Raw genomic sequence first — 20,309 nt, forward strand, 5'->3', positions numbered from 1 at the left:
CTACGTGACCGGCTTAGTCTACTTGAAAAATGATACAAGTGATTTCATGAAGTCATTGAAAAAAACGATGGACATCAAACCTAGAATCATAAAGGTGGTGGATAGTGAATCATCAAAGAGGAAAATGCCGAGCACCACCAGGAGGAGACCTATATAAAAGCCGGGATCGTTATCCCCATATAATTCATCTTCATCGATACTGATCTTATTTTGCAGTTCTTCATCACTTTTGATCAGCTCGTCGATTGTAACACTAAAAATATCGCTTATTATGATCAGGTTTTTAATATCGGGATAACCTTTGTTGGTTTCCCATTTATAGACTGCCTGACGCGAAACATTCAATTCTTTGGCCAGCTTATCCTGACTCCATCCTTTTTCTTCCCTGAGTACCTTAAGTTTGTTGCCGAATTCGTCATTCATATGCAAAGCCTCCTTTGGGTAAAGCCTACATTATTCTGGAGGGTTTTGGTATAAACTTATTGTTACAAAGGCAAACGTCTTGTTTGCATACTACTTTTACTTAATGAACTTTCATCTTCGCTTCGGTTTGAGTGCATGGGGACCATGTGTCGCGATAAGATGCAGGAGCGGTCGCCATGCATTGGTGTGACGCTGGGTAGCTTTACCTTCAGCAATTCTTTTAAGCTGCATGGCATAGTATACATTGCCGACAGCGGGACCGATGTTTGCGTCAAGCGCCTTCACGCCTGTAGTAAGGTGCTGGGTCGTTATTTCGGCGTTACTTCCCGCCATGATCTCTTTGGGCAGATGCGGTTCGAGTGCCAGCGGCCGGGCGATGCCGATCATATCGGTGTGATTTTTCTCAAGTGCCGATTCCATGCTTTCAGGAGAACGGAACCCGCCTGTTACGACAACCGGGATATCGACTTTCTCTTTCAGTTTCCGTGCATAGTCCAGGAAGAATACTTCGGAATCCGTTCCTGTCGACATTTTCGGCTGTTCATAGTTGCCGCCGGATATTTCGATCAGATCCAAGCCGAGTGATGCCATCTTCTCGACCACTTGTATCGATTCCTCTTCTGTGAAACCTACTCTACTGAAGTCCGATGAATTGAGCTTCAATGCAATCGGATAATCCGCACCTACTGCGTAACGCATCTCTTCATATATTTCTACAAGGAACTTCATGCGGTTCTCAAGTCTGCCGCCATATTCATCTTCTCTTTGATTGTCGTGTGGAGAAAGAAACTGGTTGACGAGGTAGCCATGTGCCCCGTGAATCTGTACACCCGTAAACCCCGCTTTCCTAGCTAGGCGGGCAGTATTTGCAAACTTTTGGACAAGTTGTTTGATCTCCTCGACCGTCAAAGCTCTTGGTGGATTGAATGCCCCTCTGAATTTGTCTCCGAGCGGTACCGCACTCGGTGCCACCGGTTCCCGTGACATGGACTTCGGCGACTGCTTTCCCGGGTGATTGAGCTGCATCCAGAGTTGAGTTCCGTTCTCCGTACCCTTGCGTGCCCATTCCCGAAGCATCCCGATATCCCGTTCATCTTCTATAACGACGTTACCCGGCTCGCCCAGAGCATTACGGTCGACCATGACATTGCCTGTGACCACAACGCCGGCACCCCCTTTTGCCCATTCGTGATACAGTCTGATATGTTTTTCATTCGGCTGGTTCATGCTGCTTGCCATCGTTTCGCTCATTGCCGATTTGAAGAACCGGTTCTTAAGTTCAACGCCGTTCGCAAGTTTCAGCGGTTCTGCCACTCTCATCATCGGTTCCTCCTCTTTCTCCATTCTCATATGCTTTTCCCGATACTTTCAATTTGTAACCCATATTATCAGAGCACTATAGAAAAGCTCGTAATATATCATTTTATAAATTCAAGAATTGGAGTACACTTTAACCATACAGTATTCTAAAATGTTTGAATTTTACAATATAAGGGAAAAGCCTTATAAAATTTAATTTGAAAAGGGGAATGGGGATGAAGGACTTTTTTGAGTTCGAGCTCAACGGTAGCAAGCAGCAAGCTGTCAGCAGCAGTTCCGTGCTCGACCATTTGAAAGACACAGCTTTAGAACCTCCAAATCTATGCTACCACCCGGATCTGGGTGCACTGGAGACATGTGATACATGCATCGTCAAAGTGAATGGGGAATATGTACGGTCCTGCTCGACACAATTGAAAAAAGGGGATGTTGTGGAAACAGTGGGCGAGGATGTACATGAGGCCCAGCTCATTGCGATGGACCGTATTCTTGGCAACCATGAACTCTACTGCACCGTCTGTGACTTCAACAACGGCAACTGTGAAATACATAATACAGTCAAGGAGCTCCGGATCAGCCATCAGGAGACGCCGCATGAGGGGAAAGATGCGGGTGTAATGCGCAATGCTTTCTACCGCTATGACCCTGACCAGTGCATCCTGTGTGGCCGTTGTGTGGAAGCATGCCAGGATCTGCAGGTGAATGAAACACTGCTGATCGACTGGACCCTGAAAAAACCGCGTGTCATCTGGGATAACGATACGACGATCGATGATTCCTCCTGTGTAAACTGTGGACACTGCTCAACAGTCTGCCCATGCAATGCGATGATGGAGGTCGGCATGGAAGGGGAAGCGGGTTTCCTGACCGGCATGGCGCGTGAATCCTTCAGACCCATGGTCAATATTACAAAAAATGTAGAGACGGGCTATGAGTCTCTGATGACACTCTCCGATGTGGAAGCGCAGATGCGCGAGGAGCGCATCGATAAGACGAAGACGGTATGTACGTATTGTGGCGTTGGCTGTTCATTTGATGTGTGGACGAAAGGGCGCGAGATACTGAAGATCGAGCCGCGCAGCGAGGCGCCAGCGAATGGTGTATCCACTTGTGTCAAAGGAAAATTCGGCTGGGATTTTGTGAACAGTGAGGAGCGCCTCAAGAAACCATTGATCAGGGAAGGGGATGCCTTCAGGGAAGCAGAATGGGAAGAGGCGCTCGACCTCATCGAAAGCAAGTTCACAGCGACGCTGAAAGGCAAGGGACCGGACGCTCTGGCTTTCATTTCCTCTTCCAAATGTACAAATGAAGAATCCTACCTGATGCAAAAGCTGGGTCGCGGTGTCATCGGAACTAACAATATCGACAACTGTTCAAGATACTGCCAGTCACCAGCGACAATGGGACTGTGGCGTACTGTCGGCTACGGAGGCGACTCGGGCAGCATTACGGATATCGCCCAGGCAGAACTTGTCATCTCCATCGGATCCAATACGGCAGAATCCCACCCCGTACTGGCTACACGCGTCAAGCGAGCGCAGAAGCTGCATGGACAGAAAGTGATTGTGGCCGATCTGCGTGAGCATGAACTGGCCAACCGGGCAGATCTCTTTGTCAGACCCGCACCTGGCAGTGATCTCGTATGGCTGTCAGCTGTAACGAAGTACATCATCGATAAGGGATGGCACGATCGGGCCTTCCTGCGCGACCACGTCAATGATGTCGATGCCTACTTTGCCAGCCTTGATAAATATACATTGGATTATGCGTCGGAAGTGACCGGCATGACGAAAAAGGAACTGATCAGCATCGCAACATCCATCCATGAAGCGAAAAGTACATCCATCCTATGGGCCATGGGTGTCACCCAGCATGGCGGCGGCAGCGATACAAGCACAGCCATCTCCAACCTGCTGCTTGTCACCGGCAACTACATGAAGCCCGGTGCCGGTTCCTATCCGCTTCGTGGCCACAACAATGTCCAGGGGGCGAGTGACTTCGGCAGCATGCCGGACCGCTTCCCCGGGTACCAGTTCGTCAGCGATGATGCTGTCCGTGCCCGTTTCGAAAAGAGCTGGGGGACTGAAATACCGACAAAACCGGGGCTCAACAACCATGAGATGGTGGACGCCATACATGACGGCGACCTTGAAGTGCTTTACTTGAAAGGGGAGGACATGGGCATCGTCGATTCCAACCTAAACCACGTCCATTCCGCCTATGAAAAGCTGAAGTTCTTCGTTGTGCAGGATATATTCTTCTCGAAGACGTGCGAGTATGCGGATGTCGTCCTGCCTGCAAGCCCGAGCCTTGAGAAGGATGGCACATTCGTCAATACCGAACGCCGTTTCCAACGTCTCTATAAAGTCATGGACCCACTCGGTGACTCGAAGCCTGACTGGCAGATCATCACAGAAATCGCCAACCGTATGGGTGCCGACTGGAACTATGCACATCCGAGCGAGATCATGGATGAAGCTGCCTCGCTGACGCCGCTGTTTGCAGGTGTCAGCTATGATCGACTGGAGGGCTACGATAGTCTACAGTGGCCGGTGGCAGAGGACGGTACGGATACACCACTGCTATTTGAAAAGGAATTTCCACTGCCTGGGGGCAAAGCACGACTATGGCCGGTGGAATGGACGAAGCCGCTTGAATTTGAAAGCGAGTATGATCTTCACGTCAACAATGGCCGCCTGCTGGAACACTTCCATGAAGGCAATCTGACCTATAAATCAGAAGGCATCACTGCCAAAACCCCTGAAGTATTCCTGGAAGTTTCACCCGATCTTGCGAAGGAACGCAAGATAGAGGATGGTACAAAAGTCCGGCTGACATCCCCTTATGGCAGCGTCAAAGTCAGCTGTATTGTGACAGACCGTGTATTCGGCAATCAGCTCTATCTGCCGATGAACTCAAGCGACGAAGGGGCCATCAACTACCTGACAAGCTCTCATGCCGACAAGGATACGGATACACCGGCCTACAAGGAGGTCTCTGTAAAAATGGAGGTACTCGAACCGAAAGGGAAAAGCCCACTACCAAAAATCAACCATCGCTATGGCAACCCGCAGCCCCAGATTGGTGTCCGCGTAGAGGAGAAGTGGGCCAGGGAAGACTATATATTCCCAGGTGATCTTGTCAAAGAGAGAAGGGGGAATAGGTAATGGCGAAAGCAACGAAAGTCATCCATAGGATGAAAGTGGATCCTGAAGTGGCACACGAGAAAGGCGTAAGGGAACTGGAGACACTGCTGGTGGACCACAAGGAGACGCTTAAGGATATTTTTGATATCGTGGAAAAGATGCGGGAACGCGAAATACTCAACATGGTCAACAGCAGTCTTGGCCAGAGTGACAAAATCATTACCCGCATTGTTACGGCACTCGATGCCTCCGATACACCCAAGTCGGTTAAAAACGCCATGCTGCTGTTCCAGCTTCTCGGCAATATCGACATGGAGCAGCTCGAACCCATTGCACTGAAAATAAACAGTGGTATTGCGCGCGCGGCAGAATACGAACATGAAGGGCAGCCTGCCGGATATGGAGGACTGCTTGGTGCCGTGAAGGACCCTGAAGTCATCGAGGGCATGAACGTCCTTCTTTGCATGCTGAAAGGGATGGGAGAACAGCAGGATGCAAAAGAGCGTGTTGAACCTCAAAAGGAACGTCTTGAGAATCCCGGCAAGGAAATGGGGACAAGCTCCACAAATAAGAAAAGCGTCCAACCATCAAACCGCAAGTCCAATACAGGATGGTATGTTCTGGCGGCAGGCGCATGGGGCGTGGCAATCCCGCTACTTATGAAGGGGAGGCAGGCCAAAGACAGAACTTCCGTCTGATGAAGGCAATAATGATAGGAAGAGGACTGAACTGATGAGAATATTTACTGCTGGACATTCAACCAATACGAAAGAGCAGTTTCTGCAGATGCTTGAATCCGCAAGCATCGAGTTTGTGGCAGATGTACGTGCCTATCCATACAGCAGAAAACACCCTCAATTCAATGGAGAAGAAATGAAAGAATGGCTGAAGGAAGCGGGTATCGGCTACAATCATTTTCCCCTGCTCGGAGGCAGGCGCGGTACTGCCTCAAATGTAGGCAGCAATCTGAACAGCGGCTGGAATAATGTTTCATTCCACAATTACGCAGACTATACGCTGACAGAAGATTTCTCTTCAGGTATTGAAATGCTGGTAGACAAGGCAGCTTCATACAATATAGTCTGCATGTGTTCAGAGCGGCACCCTGCCCGCTGCCATCGTCTGATCATCAGCAACTGGCTTGCGGCACACGATTGGACAGTCCAGCACATCATCAATAACAGCAAAAACGAACCGGAACTGGTTCACCATGTTCTCGGCAAATGGGGGGCAATGCCGATCATAGAGGCAGACGGCACTGTCGTGTACCCTGAAGACGTATAATTCTCAGGTACTTGACGGTCAGCTGGAACAAGGAAATGTCCATCAGTTGAAATTATTTTCATTTAGCACAACTTTCTTTATAATCAGCATATAAGACTTCCCATAGGAGCAGACAAATGATTGAATTTAAAAATGTGACAAAACGATACGGCGACAAGCTTGCAGTGGACGATGTGAGTTTCAATATCAGAGAAGGGGAAATATTTGTTCTGATCGGCCCTTCCGGTTGCGGCAAAACAACCACATTGAAGATGATCAATCGTCTGATACCACTTAGTGAAGGTTATATCTATTTCAAAGATAAGCCGATCAGTGACTACCCGATCTACGAGATGCGTTGGGATATTGGCTATGTACTTCAGCAGATCGCCCTTTTCCCGCATATGACCATCAAGGAAAATATTGCCCAGGTTCCCCAGATGAAGAAATGGAACGATAGGAAGATCAATGAAAGAATTGATGAACTGCTGACGATGGTCGGCCTGGAACCGGAACAGTACAAGCATCGTACACCAGATGAACTTTCCGGTGGTCAGCAGCAGCGTGTTGGTGTTGTAAGAGCACTGGCTGCCGACCCACCCCTTATACTTATGGATGAGCCGTTCAGTGCACTCGACCCGATCAGCAGGGAGAAACTTCAGGACGATCTGGTCGAATTGCAGAAAAAAATTAAAAAGACGATTGTCTTCGTCACCCATGATATCCAGGAGGCATTGAAGATTGGTGACCGTGTATGTCTGCTTAGAGAGGGTCATGTGGAACAGATCGGTACGCCTGAAGAGTTTATGGCCAACCCGAAGAATGACTTTGTCAGGGAGTTCATCGGCAACCTCGAGTCATACAGGATGCAGCAGGTAACGATTGCGGATATCATCAGGACATATCCACCACTTGATCCCGGAGATACTCCCGGCTATCCTGAGGTCGCACACGATGCAACACTTCAGGATATCTATCAGCACCTGTCAGATCATGAAGGTGTTGTCATCCGGGAAGATGGCGAGAGGAAAGTACTGAAACATCACGATGTCTTCAAGTATCTTGCAACAAGTCAGCGAGGTGATAAGCAATGAACACCTTCTTCGAAACACTGGATGCACGAAAAGGAGAACTGCTGACCACGCTGATTGAACACATCCAGATTTCCTTCATTTCTCTTATAATTGCTGTCATCATCGGTTTGCCACTTGGTATCCTGCTGACAAAAACAAAGAAGATATCGGAATTTGTCATCAACATAGCAGCTGTACTTCAGACCATCCCATCCCTGGCACTGCTCGGGCTCATGATACCGCTTTTCGGTATTGGTAAAGTACCGGCAATCATCGCCCTGACTGTCTATGCACTGTTGCCGATTCTACGTAATACGTTTACCGGAATCGACGAAGTGGATGATTCACTTGTCGAAGCGGCCAAAGGTATCGGTATGAAACCGATGCGCCGGCTGACCAAGGTCGAACTGCCGATTGCAATGCCGGTCATCATGGCAGGGATACGCACAGCGATGGTGCTGATCATCGGGACCGCGACCCTTGCTGCCCTGATCGGTGCCGGCGGTCTTGGAGATCTGATCCTGCTCGGAATCGACCGCAACAATACATCCCTCATTCTCATCGGTGCCATTCCGGCAGCGCTGCTGGCCATTCTTTTTGATGTATTGCTGCGTATCATTCAGAGATTATCCTATAAGAAGATCATCATTACGCTTGGAACCATTCTGATTGCCATGCTGGCAATTACTGTTGCTCCGCTGCTTGCTCAGAGAGAAGATTCCATCACCATCGCAGGTAAACTGGGCACAGAACCCGCCATCATTACAAATATGTATAAAATTCTGATCGAAGAAGAAACAGATTATACAGTCAATGTGGAAGATGGACTTGGCAGGACAACCTTCCTGTTCAATGCACTGAGATCCGATGATATTGATGGCTACCTTGAATTTACAGGCACCGTCATCGCTGAGCTGACAAAAGAAGAACTTGAATCGAAAGAGGAAGAAGCGGTCTACGAACAGGCCAAATCCGGACTCCAGGAACAGTTCGGTATGACACTGCTCGAGCCGATGCAGTACAACAATACCTATGCACTTGCTGTAAAGCGAGATTTTGCAGAAGAACATAACCTTGAAACCATCGGAGATCTGAGAGAAATACAAAACCAGATCTATCCTGGGCTCACTGCAGAGTTCAATGACCGTGCAGACGGCTTTCCGGCTCTGCTGGATGCCTATAATCTGGACTTCAATGAGGTAGTGACCATGGAGCCAAGTCTCAGATATCCGGCTGTTGAAGCAGGAGACATCAACCTGATTGATGCATACTCCACAGATGCAGAGCTCAGACAGTTCGATATGGTCGTACTTGAAGATGATAGAAACGTTTTCCCGCCATACCAGGGCGCACCTTTATTCAAGCAGTCATTCCTCGATGAACATCCTGAGATTATTGAACCACTGAACAAGCTCGGTGGCATGATCAGCAACGAAGAGATGCAGGAGATGAACTACCGTGTGGCTGAAGAAGGCGAAGATCCTTATGTTGTGGCTGAAGAATATCTGCAAGAGGCAGGTCTGATAGAGTAGTTTCTATCATCCAGCCGATGCCCTGTATTACAGACCTACTGTAATACAGGGTTTTTATTTGAAAAAATTACATAAAAAAGCAGGAACAGTGATAGAAATTCCCATTTGTTTTCGAATATAGAAGTGAACACAACAGTAAAGGAGGAAATCAGTTGGATTCCAATGAAGAACAAATGGTGCAGCTGATTCGTTCACAAGACGAAACAGGTATCAGATACTTGCTTCAGCACTATGGTGGCCTGATGAAAAGCGTCTCGCAACGTCATCTGTACCATCTTGAGAGCCATATTGACGAGTGCATGAATGATGCCCTGCTGGCAGTCTGGAACCATATTGAGGATTTTAATCCATCACAGTCTTCGTTTAAAAACTGGGTACTGTCCATCACACGTTTCAAAGCCATAGACCTTCTGCGCAAGCATAGTAAAGAGAAGCACGAAGCATACGATGAGCACCCAGCCATTCATGAAGATCAGCATCAGCAACTTTGGGAAGAAGAATGGAACGATCTGATAAAAGATCTGAATGACAAGGATCAGCAACTGATGACGCTTGTCTTTGTGGAAGGATATTCTGTCGAAGATGCCGCAAGAATGAAGGGAACCAGCAGAGATAATGTCTACAACCGGATATCGAGAGCAAGGAAGAAACTAAGGAGGCATAAGGATGAGCATCTACAAACAGTTCAATCACACGCAAACAGAAGACTATAGAGCTGACGCACTTAACAATGAAGAACTGGAGCATTACTTCAGCAACTTCAAATCAAGCCGGACAATCAAGAAGAAGACGAGAAGGCCAGTCCGCTCCCTGGTTACTGCAGCAGCCGCTGTACTGGTGCTGATCCCTGTCGCATTCAACGAGGACATCCAGGCGAGTGTCTCCACGTTTCTGGATGATTTCAGTTATAGTCTGACGAACACCTTCTCTCCCAATGCCACCGAGTATGCATCCGCAGTCAATCAAGTATTGAGCTTTGATAATGCAGATATAAAATTGACTGATGTCCTTGTAGATGACCAGTACATCACGTACAACGTACTGATTGATGCGAAAGAAGATATCGAAGTGATCGGTCTGAACTCGAAGCCGCTTGAAATCAATGGAAAAACATACACCGGCGGCGCTTCTGGACAACTCGGAATGGTTGACGAAGAGAATAACGTCTATTCCATGGTGATGACAGAACGTCTGAATGAACCGGTACCGGATGGCGAACTGGATATTTCACTCCAATTCAGCGACTTCTACTATTTTCAGGACGGCACTGAGCTGAAAGATGATATGAATGCTGTATATGAACTTACAGCAACCAAGTCTCTGCTCGCCCAGGATACCCATAATCTCAACCTGGAAAAAATTTATGATGTTGGCGATTATGATGTCGCACTGAATCAACTTATACTCAATCCAGTCACAGCACGTATTGATGCACGAGATTCCGAGAAGAACCTGACATACGATATGACGTTTGAAGATCAATCCGGCAAGACCTATCTGTTCAACTTGACCAGTAAGTCGCCCGCAGAAACAGAAAATGAATTTGAAACAGTACTTACTTTCAATCCTGAATTCTCGAGCGGTACAATAGATGATTTGAACCATGCAGACTACCTGACCCCAGAATTTGAACTCTCCGTTATTCCTGAATCCAGCGGAAAGATACAGGATATTAAAAATCCAACTGTTGTATATGAACCCATCAATCTGAGATGATTTCTGTATTTTATCAATAAAACCTATTCGGAATAATTCATTTCCCGGGAAATAAGAGCATGTCAAAGCGTTTTGACACTTATTATATGGTCGATGTCAAAAGAACTTGGTAGTATAAAAGAAATACCCCGACTAATCTGGAAACGAGGACATCGATATGGAAGTCAGCACTCAAATTAGAAAGTACAGGCAACGGGATGGCTACTCCCAGGAGGAACTTGCACATAAATTATATGTATCCAGGCAGACAATATCCAACTGGGAGAACAGCCATAGCTATCCGGATATTCAAACGCTTCTAATGATGAGTGTGCTATTCGATGTTTCTCTCGATAATCTGGTCAGGGGAGATATGGATATGATGAAAAACGAAGTTTTGAAGCAGAAGAACGCAATGAATTTCTGGTCGTGGACAATGGTAGGCGCCTATTTCGCAACTGCAGTACTGATGGGGGTAGTCCTCAACTTCATGAATATATGGGGAATCATCCTACCAATCTGTACATTCGGCATTGCTCTCCTTGGAGCAATCAAAGTAGAAAGGATTAAAAAGACACATGCTCTGGGAACGTACGAAAAGATTGTTGCTTTCAGTGAAGGGCGGCCGACAGAAGAAATATCAACCAAAAAGGGATGGAAGGATGTAATGAGTCTTGTAGGCGTGCCACTCGCATTCATAATCATAATGCTGCTGAGCGTCTATCTGTTCTCATTGATCTAGAAAAGACGGTCTGTACTATAAATGGAATATAAAAATGGCTCCTGAAAGAGATTCAGGAGCCATTTTATTTAGCTACGCAGTTTTTTGAATCCGACAACTATCGCTGCAAGCAGCAGTGCAATGCTTCCGATGAGCAATGTAATACTGACACTTGTATATTCGCTGCCACTTTCAGCGTAGATGCCATAATAGGGCCAGATGATTACGAGCGGATAGAGCCAGTCCTTGAAAAAGAAGGCAATGGCCAGACCAATCAGTGTCGCCACAATCAGAATAATGACCGTCCATGCCAGCTCATCCAGTCCAAGGATGGTTTCCACATTGTTGCTGACTGTGACTGTAAAGATATTGACGATGGTCGCAACTGTCACCCATGCAAAATAGATCGAGAAAGGCAGACGATCGAACCAGTGGTATCCGGTTTCGGTCATCGTAGAATACATTTCTGCCAATGTATAAAGCAGTGCTGCAATCACAATCGTGGATGCAATCAGCCACTGCTGGGTGAATACTAGAATCCATGCACCATTCAGGAGAAAGTTGATGATGGGCCAGAATTTCAGTCGATACGCCATGGAATCTTCCCATGTTCTTGAAAAGAAGATTTTGATGATCCATATGAAGAGCAATACATAGATTACACCCCAGATTGAGAATGCAAAACCTGCAGGCTGAATGATGGACTGGTTGTTATTTGCCACAAACCCCACATTCGTTGCACTCCAATAGTTCAGGAAAATCATGATGGCAAAGGCCACAAGGTATCCAATTGCCCATTTCTTCTGTTCAGCCATATGTACTCACTCTTTCTTCGATTAGTTGTTTCTTATCTATTTACTTTAAAGAGAAGGGTGAAACAATATATGCAGGATGCGTTTATTTGAATTAGAAAATAAAATGGATGGCGACCAGTATGAACATTGTAATTCCAAGTCTGATGTGCAGCTTTCTGACTCTGATTCTGGGGTCGATCAGCAAACGGTACCATCCCGAAAGGACAAGGACGAACAGGTTGATGGAAGCGAGGAATCCAGTCAGAATCTTCATGTTGGTCAGATTGAAGCCATAGAGCTCTATGACTGCCCATCCATGAAGCAGGATGATGATCAGAGCAGATGTCCCTACCCAGCGGTGGTATGGACGGATCCGCTTCGACATTCTCGCCAATCGTATCCTGTTCTGCCTGTTTTCTGCATTGCGGATTGTAGAAAACACTGCGTTTCGTGTCCAGTTGAAGATGAACAGCAGAAATCCGGCAAAACCGAGTAGTATATGTATGTATGATGCATGGCTGGATATGCCGAAGGCAACATTCCATATGGCCCAGATGAGCAACATGCCATTCAGTAGAAACCAGATACTCATGTTCCTGCCTCCAAAAAATAATTTATTTCAATGACTATGGTCACTAGAAAGAAATTATATAGAAGTTTCCGGCAATGTCCACAGTCCTAGAGATGATTTGTCGCCGCCCACAATATATGATAATATATTCATATATTGATATTGATGATTGAGGTGAAGTACTTTGGAAAAGTTTGAAGCTGAAAAGGAAAATATCCAGGACCTGGATAGCGAAACGATTTTCATGGTGTCACAGACGTTCAAGGCACTTGGTGATCCTACCAGAATCAGAATATTGAACTTGATATGCGAAGAAGAACATTCTGTGAATCAGATTGCAGAAACGCTGGATATTGGACAATCCACCGTTTCCCACCAGTTGCGGTTTCTGAAAAACCTGCGTCTTGTGAAGTACCGCCGTGAAGGCACAAGCATCTATTACTCGAATGATGATGAGCACGTGATGCTGACGCTGAAACAGATGATCGATCATGCACGCCACAACTAATTTGTACGTACGCGCGTGGGTACACGCATATGTTATTTAGGAGGGTTTTCCATGGGACATGACCATGAACACCACAATCATAATGCCAATCGGACTGTGTTGAAAACCAGTTTCTTCATCATTGCTGCATTTATGCTCCTCGAAGCCGTGGGGGGGTATCTGACCAACAGTCTGGCACTGCTTGCAGATGCAGGCCATATGCTGAGTGATGCCATTTCGCTCGGGGTCGCTGTACTGGCCATGACAGTCGGAGCAAAGGCCGCGGACTATAGTAAGACCTTCGGCTATAGACGATTCGAGATTCTGGCAGCCATTTTCAACGGCGTCACACTTATACTGATTTCCCTCTATATCTTCTATGAAGCATTCCAGCGGTTCTCAGACCCGCCGGAAGTGGCCTCGACCGGGATGCTGATCATTGCAATCATCGGCCTGTCAGTCAATATACTGGTCGCCTGGCTGATGATGAGCGGCGGCGATACTAAAGAAAATCTGAATGTCAGAGCGGCCTTTCTGCATGTCCTCGGTGATCTGCTCGGATCAATCGGTGCCATCGTGGCAGCACTGCTCATCATGTTCTTCGGCTGGGGCTTTGCCGATCCATTGGCCAGTGTAATTGTTGCTACCTTAGTGCTGATCAGTGGTTGGAACGTCTCTAAAGATGCAGTACACATTCTTATGGAAGGCACACCTTCCAATGTAGATATAAAGCGGATTGTTGAAACCATGAAGGAAGAAGAGGGCGTGACCGACGTTCATGATCTGCATATATGGAGCATCTCAAGTGGGCTCAATGCCTTGTCATGCCATGTCACTGTAGACGGCAGTAGGACAGTACGAGAATGCCAGAAGCTGCTGCAGTCTCTTGAAGAGCGGCTTGAGGATAAGAATATCCATCATGTAACGATTCAGATGGAAAATGAAACCCATCATCATTCAGATGCCTTAATGTGCAACATGAAGCATAGCCACTGATTCGAAATTCTGACACGGCAGTTGATCATCCATCAACTGCCGTTTTTTTATTGAACAATAAATTTTATCATCGGGTTGAGCATTTGCACTTTACTATACCCATAGGGGGTATGTTATGATTCATTCAAGCTATACAGGAGGCAGTAACCACTTAAGCAAACCAAAGGTGTATAAAAGCTTTCTACAGCTAATAATAATGATAAAGGAAGTAACAACATGGCAAATCAAAACATCACACTGGAAACTGTATGGAATGGCAATCAGGGCGAAGGTGTCATCCATAGCAGAAATATTGATACCAAAATTGCAATTCCTGAAGCAATGGGCGGTACTGGTGCAGGTACGGATCCAAAAGAAATGCTCATCTCTTCTGCCGCAGCATGCTATTCAATGACACTGGCTTCCATGCTTGAAGCAAGAAAGCTGCCGGTCACCGAGTTCACAATGCGTTCTGAAGCAGGAATGACTGAAGAAAACAACCTGCAGATTGTACACTACCCTCAGATTACACTATCAGCAGAAGCGACAGAAAAAGAAGTCCAATCGGTGGATAGAGCATTTTCATCTGCTGATAAGGCTTGTGCTGTCGGCAATATACTGAAAAAAGCAGATAATGAAATTTCCATCGAAGGGAGCATCTCTGTAGGTACTGGCGAATAATACGCTGTTTCATCTTCGAAATGTATCTCACTGGAAGTAGGAGTTGAATAATAGAATGACGAATTATCAATTGGAAGTCTATTCAAGGCCGACCTGTTCAGATTGCCAGAACCTGAAGCAGTTTCTTCGAGCGCATAGCATTTCATATACAGAATATGACTTGTCAGAGCAGCCCGAGAAAGAACAGGACCTCAAGAAGATCACAGGGAGCAGGATTGTTCCTGCCCTTGTCTTCTCACGTCCTGCGTTTATGGGAATCAAAAGAAAAAGGACCAGCATGATCGGTTTTGAACAGAATGAAGAAAAGATCAGAACATTACTGAATATCACTTAGAATATTACAAAGCACTTTCTTGACGCTATATTTTTTTACACGTATTAATACCCCATAAGGGTATTAATGCAAAAGTAGAACTTGGACGAAATAAAATCAAATGAACTGTAGGTTCTTCCCATGTCATCACAAACACTCACACATCCGATCCGAATCGCTTTAAAGCACTGTTTCTTCTTTGTTTTGCCAACTTCCTCGTCATGATGGACTCGGCAATCATACAGATTGCATTACCATCCATACAGGGAACACTTGGCTATACCCAAGAGAATCTGCAATGGATCATGAGTGCATTCCTCATCTTCTTTGGCGGATTCCTGCTACTGGGTGGCAGACTTGCCGATCTATTCGGCAATAGAAAAATTTTCAATATCGGTGTCATGATCCTCGTTGTCTCATCCTTATTTGCAGGGTTGGCATGGAGTGAAATGGCTCTGAATGTCTCAAGAGCTGTACAAGGACTCGGATCTGCCCTGATCGCTCCAGCAGCATTATCCATGATCATGCTGCTGTTCAGCGCAAACCCAAAGGAAATGGGTAAAGCACTTGCCTTCTGGGGTCTGTCCGGTGCAGCTGGCGGCGCCCTCGGCATCGTCCTCGGTGGCGTCATCACGGAATTCGTAGGATGGCGTTGGACGCTGCTACTCTATGTACCGCTTGGTCTCGCAGTTCTATTCTTTTCACCAAGACTACTGCAAGCTACGAAAGGCAGAGTCAAAGGCCGTGTCGATTACATCGGTGCGCTGGCGGTAACCATATCATTGATGCTCATTGTATACGGTATTGTTACAGCTGAGCACAGTGGATGGCAGTCTCTGAGTACAATCCTGCCGCTCTCAATCGGCGGATTGCTATTCCTGCTGTTCCTGATTCTGCAATCCAGAGTAAAAGCACCGCTTATTCCGCTCAATATTTTTAGGACACACAATCTTATGATCGGAAACATTTCCGTATTCCTGATCGCAGCATCATGGTTCCCACTCGTATATATACTGGTACTATACCTCCAACAGGTATTACAGCTGGCACCATTCACCAGTGCGATGGCGCTGATCCCGATGCCGATTTTCATGGCATTCTTCATGATCATGATTGCTGAGAAAGTAATGGCTAAGTTCGGTATCAAAAAGACGATGGTTGCCGGGTTCATCATACTGGCTGCTGGCGGTTTCCTCTTCTCCCAGATGGCAACGGTAGATGGAAACTACTGGACTAATGTATTGCTTGCTTCTCTATTTGCATCTTTAGGCAACGCACTGGCATATCTGCCGGCAACAACCGCTTCGGTTGCTGCAGTCAGGTCGGACAGATCAGGTATTGCATCAGGACTGTATAACACTTTCTATCAGATCGGTTCTGCCATCGGTCTTGCATCCATCGTAGCTATCGCAGGCGCAGCAAGATCTGCGAGTACTGCGGCCAATCCAGTCGCCATGCTGAATGACGGATTCCAGCAGGCCTTCCTATGGTCCGGAATCATCGCATTAGCGGGAGCTGTTCTTGCCATCATTTTCACACATCCGGCAACACAGGAAGAGCAAAAAGCCAGTCCAGCAACTGCCGGCAAGTCTTTAAGCTAAAATCATTCATTGGAGGAATCAATTATGAAAAATATAAAATATCTATTTGGAGCAACAGCCGTGACGGCACTGATACTCGGTGCCTGCGGGGCAGAGGAAAGCACTTCAGAGCATGGATCACATGAAGAAAGTATGGATCATTCTGAAATGGAGCACTCCGGTATGGACCACTCCAGCTCAGGCGAAGTGCCGGAGAGCCTTGCAGAAGCAGAAGACCCGACCTATCCAGTGGATAGCCAGGCAATCATACGCACAGAGCATATGGCAGGAATGAATGGTGCCACCGCAACCATTACAGGTGCGTTCGACACTACAGCCTATGCTGTGACGTATACTCCTGAGACAGGCGGCGACCCGGTCGAAAACCACAAATGGGTAGTCCACGAAGAACTGGATAATCCGGGCGAAGCACCTTTAGCACAAGGGGATGAAGCTACAATGAACGCAACGCATATGGAAGGCATGGACGGTGCCACTGCGACGATTGATTCTGCTGAACAGACGACTGTCTACATGGTGAGCTATACGGATACGGAGACTGGAAATGAAGTCCAACATCATAAATGGGTCACTGAAGACGAACTGGAACCATTGGAGTAGCTTTTCAAAATCCGCTGTCTTGACATTAATACCCTTAGGGGGTATAATGAAATGAATTAATAACACATGAAAAGTGGTGAATATATATGGCGGATCATTTACAGGCACTTGCGATCGAACCAAGAACTTCGGATGAGAAGACAAAGATGCTGAATCGTCTGAAGCGTGTCGAAGGGCAAGTTCGCGGCATACAGAAAATGATTGATGAAGACCGCTACTGTATCGATATTCTGGTACAGATCAGTGCCATCGAATCGGCACTGAAGAACGTCGGATACAGTGTAACCGAAAGACATATGAAGCACTGTGTGACAGACGCCATTGAAAAAGGGGAAGGTGCTGATTCCATCGAAGAACTGATGGCGGTCCTGAAGCAATTCTCCAAGTAGAAAAAGCAAAATCGAATAAGGAGGGAAATATATTGTCCAACAGCAAACACGTCACATTAAACGTTACAGGCATGACATGCGCCGCATGTTCAAGCCGTATTGAAAAAGTACTGAATAAGATGGACGATGTCGATGCCAAAGTCAATCTGGCAACTGAGAAGGCGTCCATCGACTATGATTCAGATAGTATAAAACTCGATACCATTACAGATAAAATCGCAAACCTTGGATATGGTGTCGAATATGATGAAGTCGAATTCGATATTACCGGCATGACATGTGCCGCATGTTCAAGCCGCATCGAGAAAGTATTGAATAAGACCGACGGCGTTAGTAATGCAACAGTCAACCTGACTACAGAAAGTGCCGTCATCGAATATAATTCCAGTATCGTCACCGAGAAGGATCTTATCAGTAAAGTCGGCAATCTGGGGTATGAAGCAAAACCGAAACAGAGCAGTGAAGAAAAAGGCACCAAGAAGGAACAGGAACTGACACGGATGAAGTGGAAAGTCATCATTGCAGCACTTTTATCCTTACCGCTGCTTGTGACCATGCTTGATCACCTGTTCGGAGTAAGCCTTCCGGCCATATTCATGAATCCATGGTTCCAGCTGGCGTTTGCCACTCCTGTGCAGTTCATTCTCGGCTGGCAGTTCTATGTCGGTGCCTATAAGAACCTGAAGAACTTCAACGCCAATATGGATGTACTTGTTGTCATGGGTACAAGCGCTGCATTCATATATAGTCTATATGAAACCTATTCATGGATGACCGGTGCCACAATGCACCCGCATCTTTATTTTGAAACGAGTGCCATCATCATTACACTGATCCTATTCGGAAAATATCTGGAAACACGTGCAAAATCAAATACGACAGGCGCCATCAAGGAGCTTCTGAATCTCCAGGCGAAAGAAGCGCGCGTCATCAAAGATGGTGTAGAGCAGATGGTACCGGCCGAAGAAGTTATGAAGGGCGACCACCTCATCGTCAAGCCGGGTGAGAAATTCCCGGTGGATGCGGTCGTCGTCAAAGGACGGACGTCTGTTGACGAATCGATGATCACCGGCGAGTCGATTCCAATTGAAAAAGAAATCGGCACCAGTGTCATCGGATCGACCGTGAACCAGAACGGTACAGTTGAAATTGAAGCAACCAAGGTCGGCAAGGAAACAGCCCTCCAGTCCATCATCAAAGTGGTTGAAGAAGCACAAGGCAAAAAAGCACCGATACAGAGGATGGCTGACATCATTTCGGGCTATTTCGTTCCTATCGTCATCGGAATTGCGCTTGTCACGTTCCTCGTATGGTACTTCCTGGCAAGCCCAGGCAATTTTGAACCTGCACTCGTCGCTGCGATTTCGGTACTCGTTATCGCATGTCCTTGTGCGCTTGGTCTTGCTACACCGACATCAATCATGGTCGGCACAGGCAAAGGCGCGGAAAATGGGATTCTATTCAAAGGTGGGGAGCACCTTGAAAAGACGCATTCTCTGAATACAATCATCATGGATAAGACAGGTACAATCACTAAAGGTAAACCTGAAGTGACCGATTTCACAGGCGACCAGGATACACTCAGGCTGCTTGCTTCAGCTGAGAAAGGTTCTGAGCACCCACTGGCACAAGCCATCGTCGGCTATGCAACTGAAAATGATATTTCAATGGTAGATGTGGAAGACTTCAGTGCGATACCAGGACACGGTATCGAAGCAGTCATCGAAGGCCGCAAAGTTCTTGTCGGTACGCGCAAGCTGATGGCTGAAAATAATATGAACACGGATCACCTTGAAGACAGCATGACCCAGTTCGAACACGAAGGCAAAACAGCCATGATCATTGCAACAGATAATCAGATCAAAGGTGTCGTTGCCGTGCAGGATACGGTAAAGGACAGTGCCAAAGAAGCAATCAAAGCATTGCATGACCAAGGTCTTGAAGTGGTCATGCTGACCGGGGACAATACCCGGACAGCAGCAGCCATCGCCAGACAGGTCAACATCGATACGGTCATCGCTGAAGTACTTCCTGAGGAAAAAGCGTCTCATGTTAAACAAATGCAGGACGAAGGCAAAATCGTCGCCATGGTTGGAGACGGCGTCAATGATGCCCCTGCACTTGCAACTGCCGACATCGGTATCGCCATCGGTACCGGTACAGAAGTTGCAATCGAAGCCGCCGACATCACCATTCTCGGTGGCGAACTGACACTGATCCCAAGGGCAATCAACCTGAGCCATAAAACAATACGCAACATCAAGCAGAACCTGTTCTGGGCATTCGCCTATAATACAGCAGGCATTCCAATCGCAGCACTCGGGTTCCTTGCCCCTTGGGTGGCAGGCGCTGCCATGGCATTCAGCTCAGTCAGCGTTGTATCAAACTCGCTTCGCCTGAAACGCGCAAAAATTTAATTCAAATCATAGGAGGAATTTCATTATGGAAAACCAGACAATCAAAGTAGAAGGTATGACATGCGGTCATTGCAAAAGCTCGGTAGAAGGTGCGCTTAATAAACTCGACGGTGTCGACAGTGCAGTCGTCAGCCTCGAAGACAACCAGGTCGCTGTCCAGTATGACGAAAGCAAAGTGAGCAGCAGTGAACTGAACGAAGCAATCGAAGACCAGGGCTACGATGTCGTAAAATAAGTGAAGATATGCTTTATTTCCCCCATTAAAAGGAATGGGGGATTTTTTATGTTCAACCAACTCCTTAATAATT

The 20,309-nt window shown here is 46.8% G+C and carries 21 protein-coding genes; 17 read left to right on the plus strand and 4 right to left on the minus strand.

Features of this window, described 5'->3' with window-relative positions:
• Positions 1-18: 18 nt before the first annotated feature.
• Together J4760_RS10985 and J4760_RS10990 are read right to left on the minus strand one after the other, a co-directional pair.
• Positions 19-423: a helix-turn-helix transcriptional regulator gene (locus J4760_RS10985; protein ID WP_237605719.1), complete on the minus strand. Its 405-nt coding sequence runs from the start codon at positions 421-423 to the stop codon at positions 19-21.
• A gap of 111 nt (positions 424-534) precedes the next feature.
• Positions 535-1,746: an NADH:flavin oxidoreductase/NADH oxidase family protein gene (locus J4760_RS10990; protein WP_237605720.1), complete on the minus strand. Its 1,212-nt coding sequence runs from the start codon at positions 1,744-1,746 to the stop codon at positions 535-537.
• Between the two features lie 212 nt (positions 1,747-1,958).
• Between J4760_RS10990 and fdhF the strand changes: the two genes are divergently transcribed.
• The 8 genes from fdhF to J4760_RS11030 all read left to right on the plus strand — a co-directional run bounded on the left by fdhF (position 1,959) and on the right by J4760_RS11030 (position 11,194).
• A complete protein-coding gene (gene fdhF / locus J4760_RS10995; RefSeq protein WP_237605721.1) occupies positions 1,959-4,910 on the plus strand; it encodes a formate dehydrogenase subunit alpha in 2,952 nt (983 codons plus the stop codon).
• On the plus strand, positions 4,910-5,587 hold the full coding sequence (locus J4760_RS11000) for a helical membrane plugin domain-containing protein (protein ID WP_145287607.1): 678 nt from the start codon (positions 4,910-4,912) through the stop codon (positions 5,585-5,587). The genes fdhF and J4760_RS11000 overlap by 1 nt, the downstream gene beginning before the upstream one ends.
• 34 nt (positions 5,588-5,621) lie before the next feature.
• Positions 5,622-6,173 (plus strand): DUF488 domain-containing protein, encoded by a 552-nt coding sequence (locus J4760_RS11005; RefSeq protein ID WP_145287604.1) that lies wholly within the window; start codon positions 5,622-5,624, stop codon positions 6,171-6,173.
• A 116-nt stretch (positions 6,174-6,289) separates the two neighbouring features.
• Complete coding sequence (locus tag J4760_RS11010) at positions 6,290-7,246, plus strand: ABC transporter ATP-binding protein (RefSeq protein WP_145287601.1); 957 nt, start codon at positions 6,290-6,292, stop codon at positions 7,244-7,246.
• Positions 7,243-8,757, plus strand: coding sequence for an ABC transporter permease/substrate-binding protein (locus J4760_RS11015; RefSeq protein ID WP_145287598.1), 1,515 nt, complete (start codon positions 7,243-7,245; stop codon positions 8,755-8,757). Before J4760_RS11010 ends, J4760_RS11015 begins: the two co-directional genes overlap by 4 nt.
• Before the next feature lie 152 nt (positions 8,758-8,909).
• Positions 8,910-9,470 (plus strand): sigma-70 family RNA polymerase sigma factor, encoded by a 561-nt coding sequence (locus J4760_RS11020; protein ID WP_237605722.1) that lies wholly within the window; start codon positions 8,910-8,912, stop codon positions 9,468-9,470.
• Positions 9,424-10,473: a DUF4179 domain-containing protein gene (locus tag J4760_RS11025; RefSeq protein WP_237605723.1), complete on the plus strand. Its 1,050-nt coding sequence runs from the start codon at positions 9,424-9,426 to the stop codon at positions 10,471-10,473. Before J4760_RS11020 ends, J4760_RS11025 begins: the two co-directional genes overlap by 47 nt.
• Before the next feature lie 157 nt (positions 10,474-10,630).
• Positions 10,631-11,194: a helix-turn-helix domain-containing protein gene (locus J4760_RS11030; RefSeq protein WP_237605724.1), complete on the plus strand. Its 564-nt coding sequence runs from the start codon at positions 10,631-10,633 to the stop codon at positions 11,192-11,194.
• 68 nt (positions 11,195-11,262) lie between these two features.
• On the opposite strand, the gene J4760_RS11035 is transcribed toward J4760_RS11030, so the two are convergent.
• Both J4760_RS11035 and J4760_RS11040 read right to left on the minus strand, forming a co-directional pair.
• Positions 11,263-11,988, minus strand: a complete 726-nt coding sequence (locus J4760_RS11035; RefSeq protein ID WP_237605725.1) for a tryptophan-rich sensory protein — start codon at positions 11,986-11,988, stop codon at positions 11,263-11,265.
• A 91-nt stretch (positions 11,989-12,079) separates the two neighbouring features.
• Positions 12,080-12,559 carry a hypothetical protein gene (locus J4760_RS11040; protein ID WP_145287583.1) on the minus strand — a complete coding sequence of 160 codons (480 nt, stop codon included), beginning with the start codon at positions 12,557-12,559 and terminating at the stop codon, positions 12,080-12,082.
• 223 nt (positions 12,560-12,782) lie between these two features.
• Between J4760_RS11040 and J4760_RS11045 the strand changes: the two genes are divergently transcribed.
• The 9 genes from J4760_RS11045 to copZ all read left to right on the plus strand — a co-directional run bounded on the left by J4760_RS11045 (position 12,783) and on the right by copZ (position 20,236).
• The gene (locus J4760_RS11045) at positions 12,783-13,046 is read left to right on the plus strand and encodes an ArsR/SmtB family transcription factor (RefSeq protein ID WP_145288245.1); all 264 of its coding nucleotides are present in this window, start codon (positions 12,783-12,785) and stop codon (positions 13,044-13,046) included.
• A gap of 51 nt (positions 13,047-13,097) precedes the next feature.
• Complete coding sequence (locus J4760_RS11050) at positions 13,098-14,021, plus strand: cation diffusion facilitator family transporter (protein ID WP_237605726.1); 924 nt, start codon at positions 13,098-13,100, stop codon at positions 14,019-14,021.
• A gap of 216 nt (positions 14,022-14,237) precedes the next feature.
• The gene (locus J4760_RS11055; RefSeq protein WP_145287577.1) at positions 14,238-14,681 is read left to right on the plus strand and encodes an OsmC family protein; all 444 of its coding nucleotides are present in this window, start codon (positions 14,238-14,240) and stop codon (positions 14,679-14,681) included.
• Positions 14,682-14,736: 55 nt separating this feature from the next.
• The gene (locus J4760_RS11060) at positions 14,737-15,015 is read left to right on the plus strand and encodes a glutaredoxin family protein (protein ID WP_145287574.1); all 279 of its coding nucleotides are present in this window, start codon (positions 14,737-14,739) and stop codon (positions 15,013-15,015) included.
• Between the two features lie 167 nt (positions 15,016-15,182).
• The gene (locus J4760_RS11065; RefSeq protein ID WP_255695433.1) at positions 15,183-16,595 is read left to right on the plus strand and encodes an MFS transporter; all 1,413 of its coding nucleotides are present in this window, start codon (positions 15,183-15,185) and stop codon (positions 16,593-16,595) included.
• A 24-nt stretch (positions 16,596-16,619) separates the two neighbouring features.
• Positions 16,620-17,195 (plus strand): YdhK family protein, encoded by a 576-nt coding sequence (locus J4760_RS11070; RefSeq protein WP_145287568.1) that lies wholly within the window; start codon positions 16,620-16,622, stop codon positions 17,193-17,195.
• 86 nt (positions 17,196-17,281) lie between these two features.
• Entirely contained in the window at positions 17,282-17,584 is a 303-nt protein-coding gene (locus tag J4760_RS11075) for a metal-sensing transcriptional repressor (protein WP_145287565.1), read from the plus strand.
• A 29-nt stretch (positions 17,585-17,613) separates the two neighbouring features.
• Positions 17,614-20,001, plus strand: coding sequence for a heavy metal translocating P-type ATPase (locus tag J4760_RS11080; RefSeq protein WP_370637564.1), 2,388 nt, complete (start codon positions 17,614-17,616; stop codon positions 19,999-20,001).
• A 25-nt stretch (positions 20,002-20,026) separates the two neighbouring features.
• Positions 20,027-20,236: a copper chaperone CopZ gene (gene copZ, locus J4760_RS11085; protein ID WP_145287560.1), complete on the plus strand. Its 210-nt coding sequence runs from the start codon at positions 20,027-20,029 to the stop codon at positions 20,234-20,236.
• The last annotated feature ends 73 nt before the right edge of the window (positions 20,237-20,309 follow it).

It is taken from the genome of Salinicoccus sp. ID82-1 (assembly GCF_021991715.1).
Lineage (GTDB): Bacteria > Bacillota > Bacilli > Staphylococcales > Salinicoccaceae > Salinicoccus > Salinicoccus cyprini.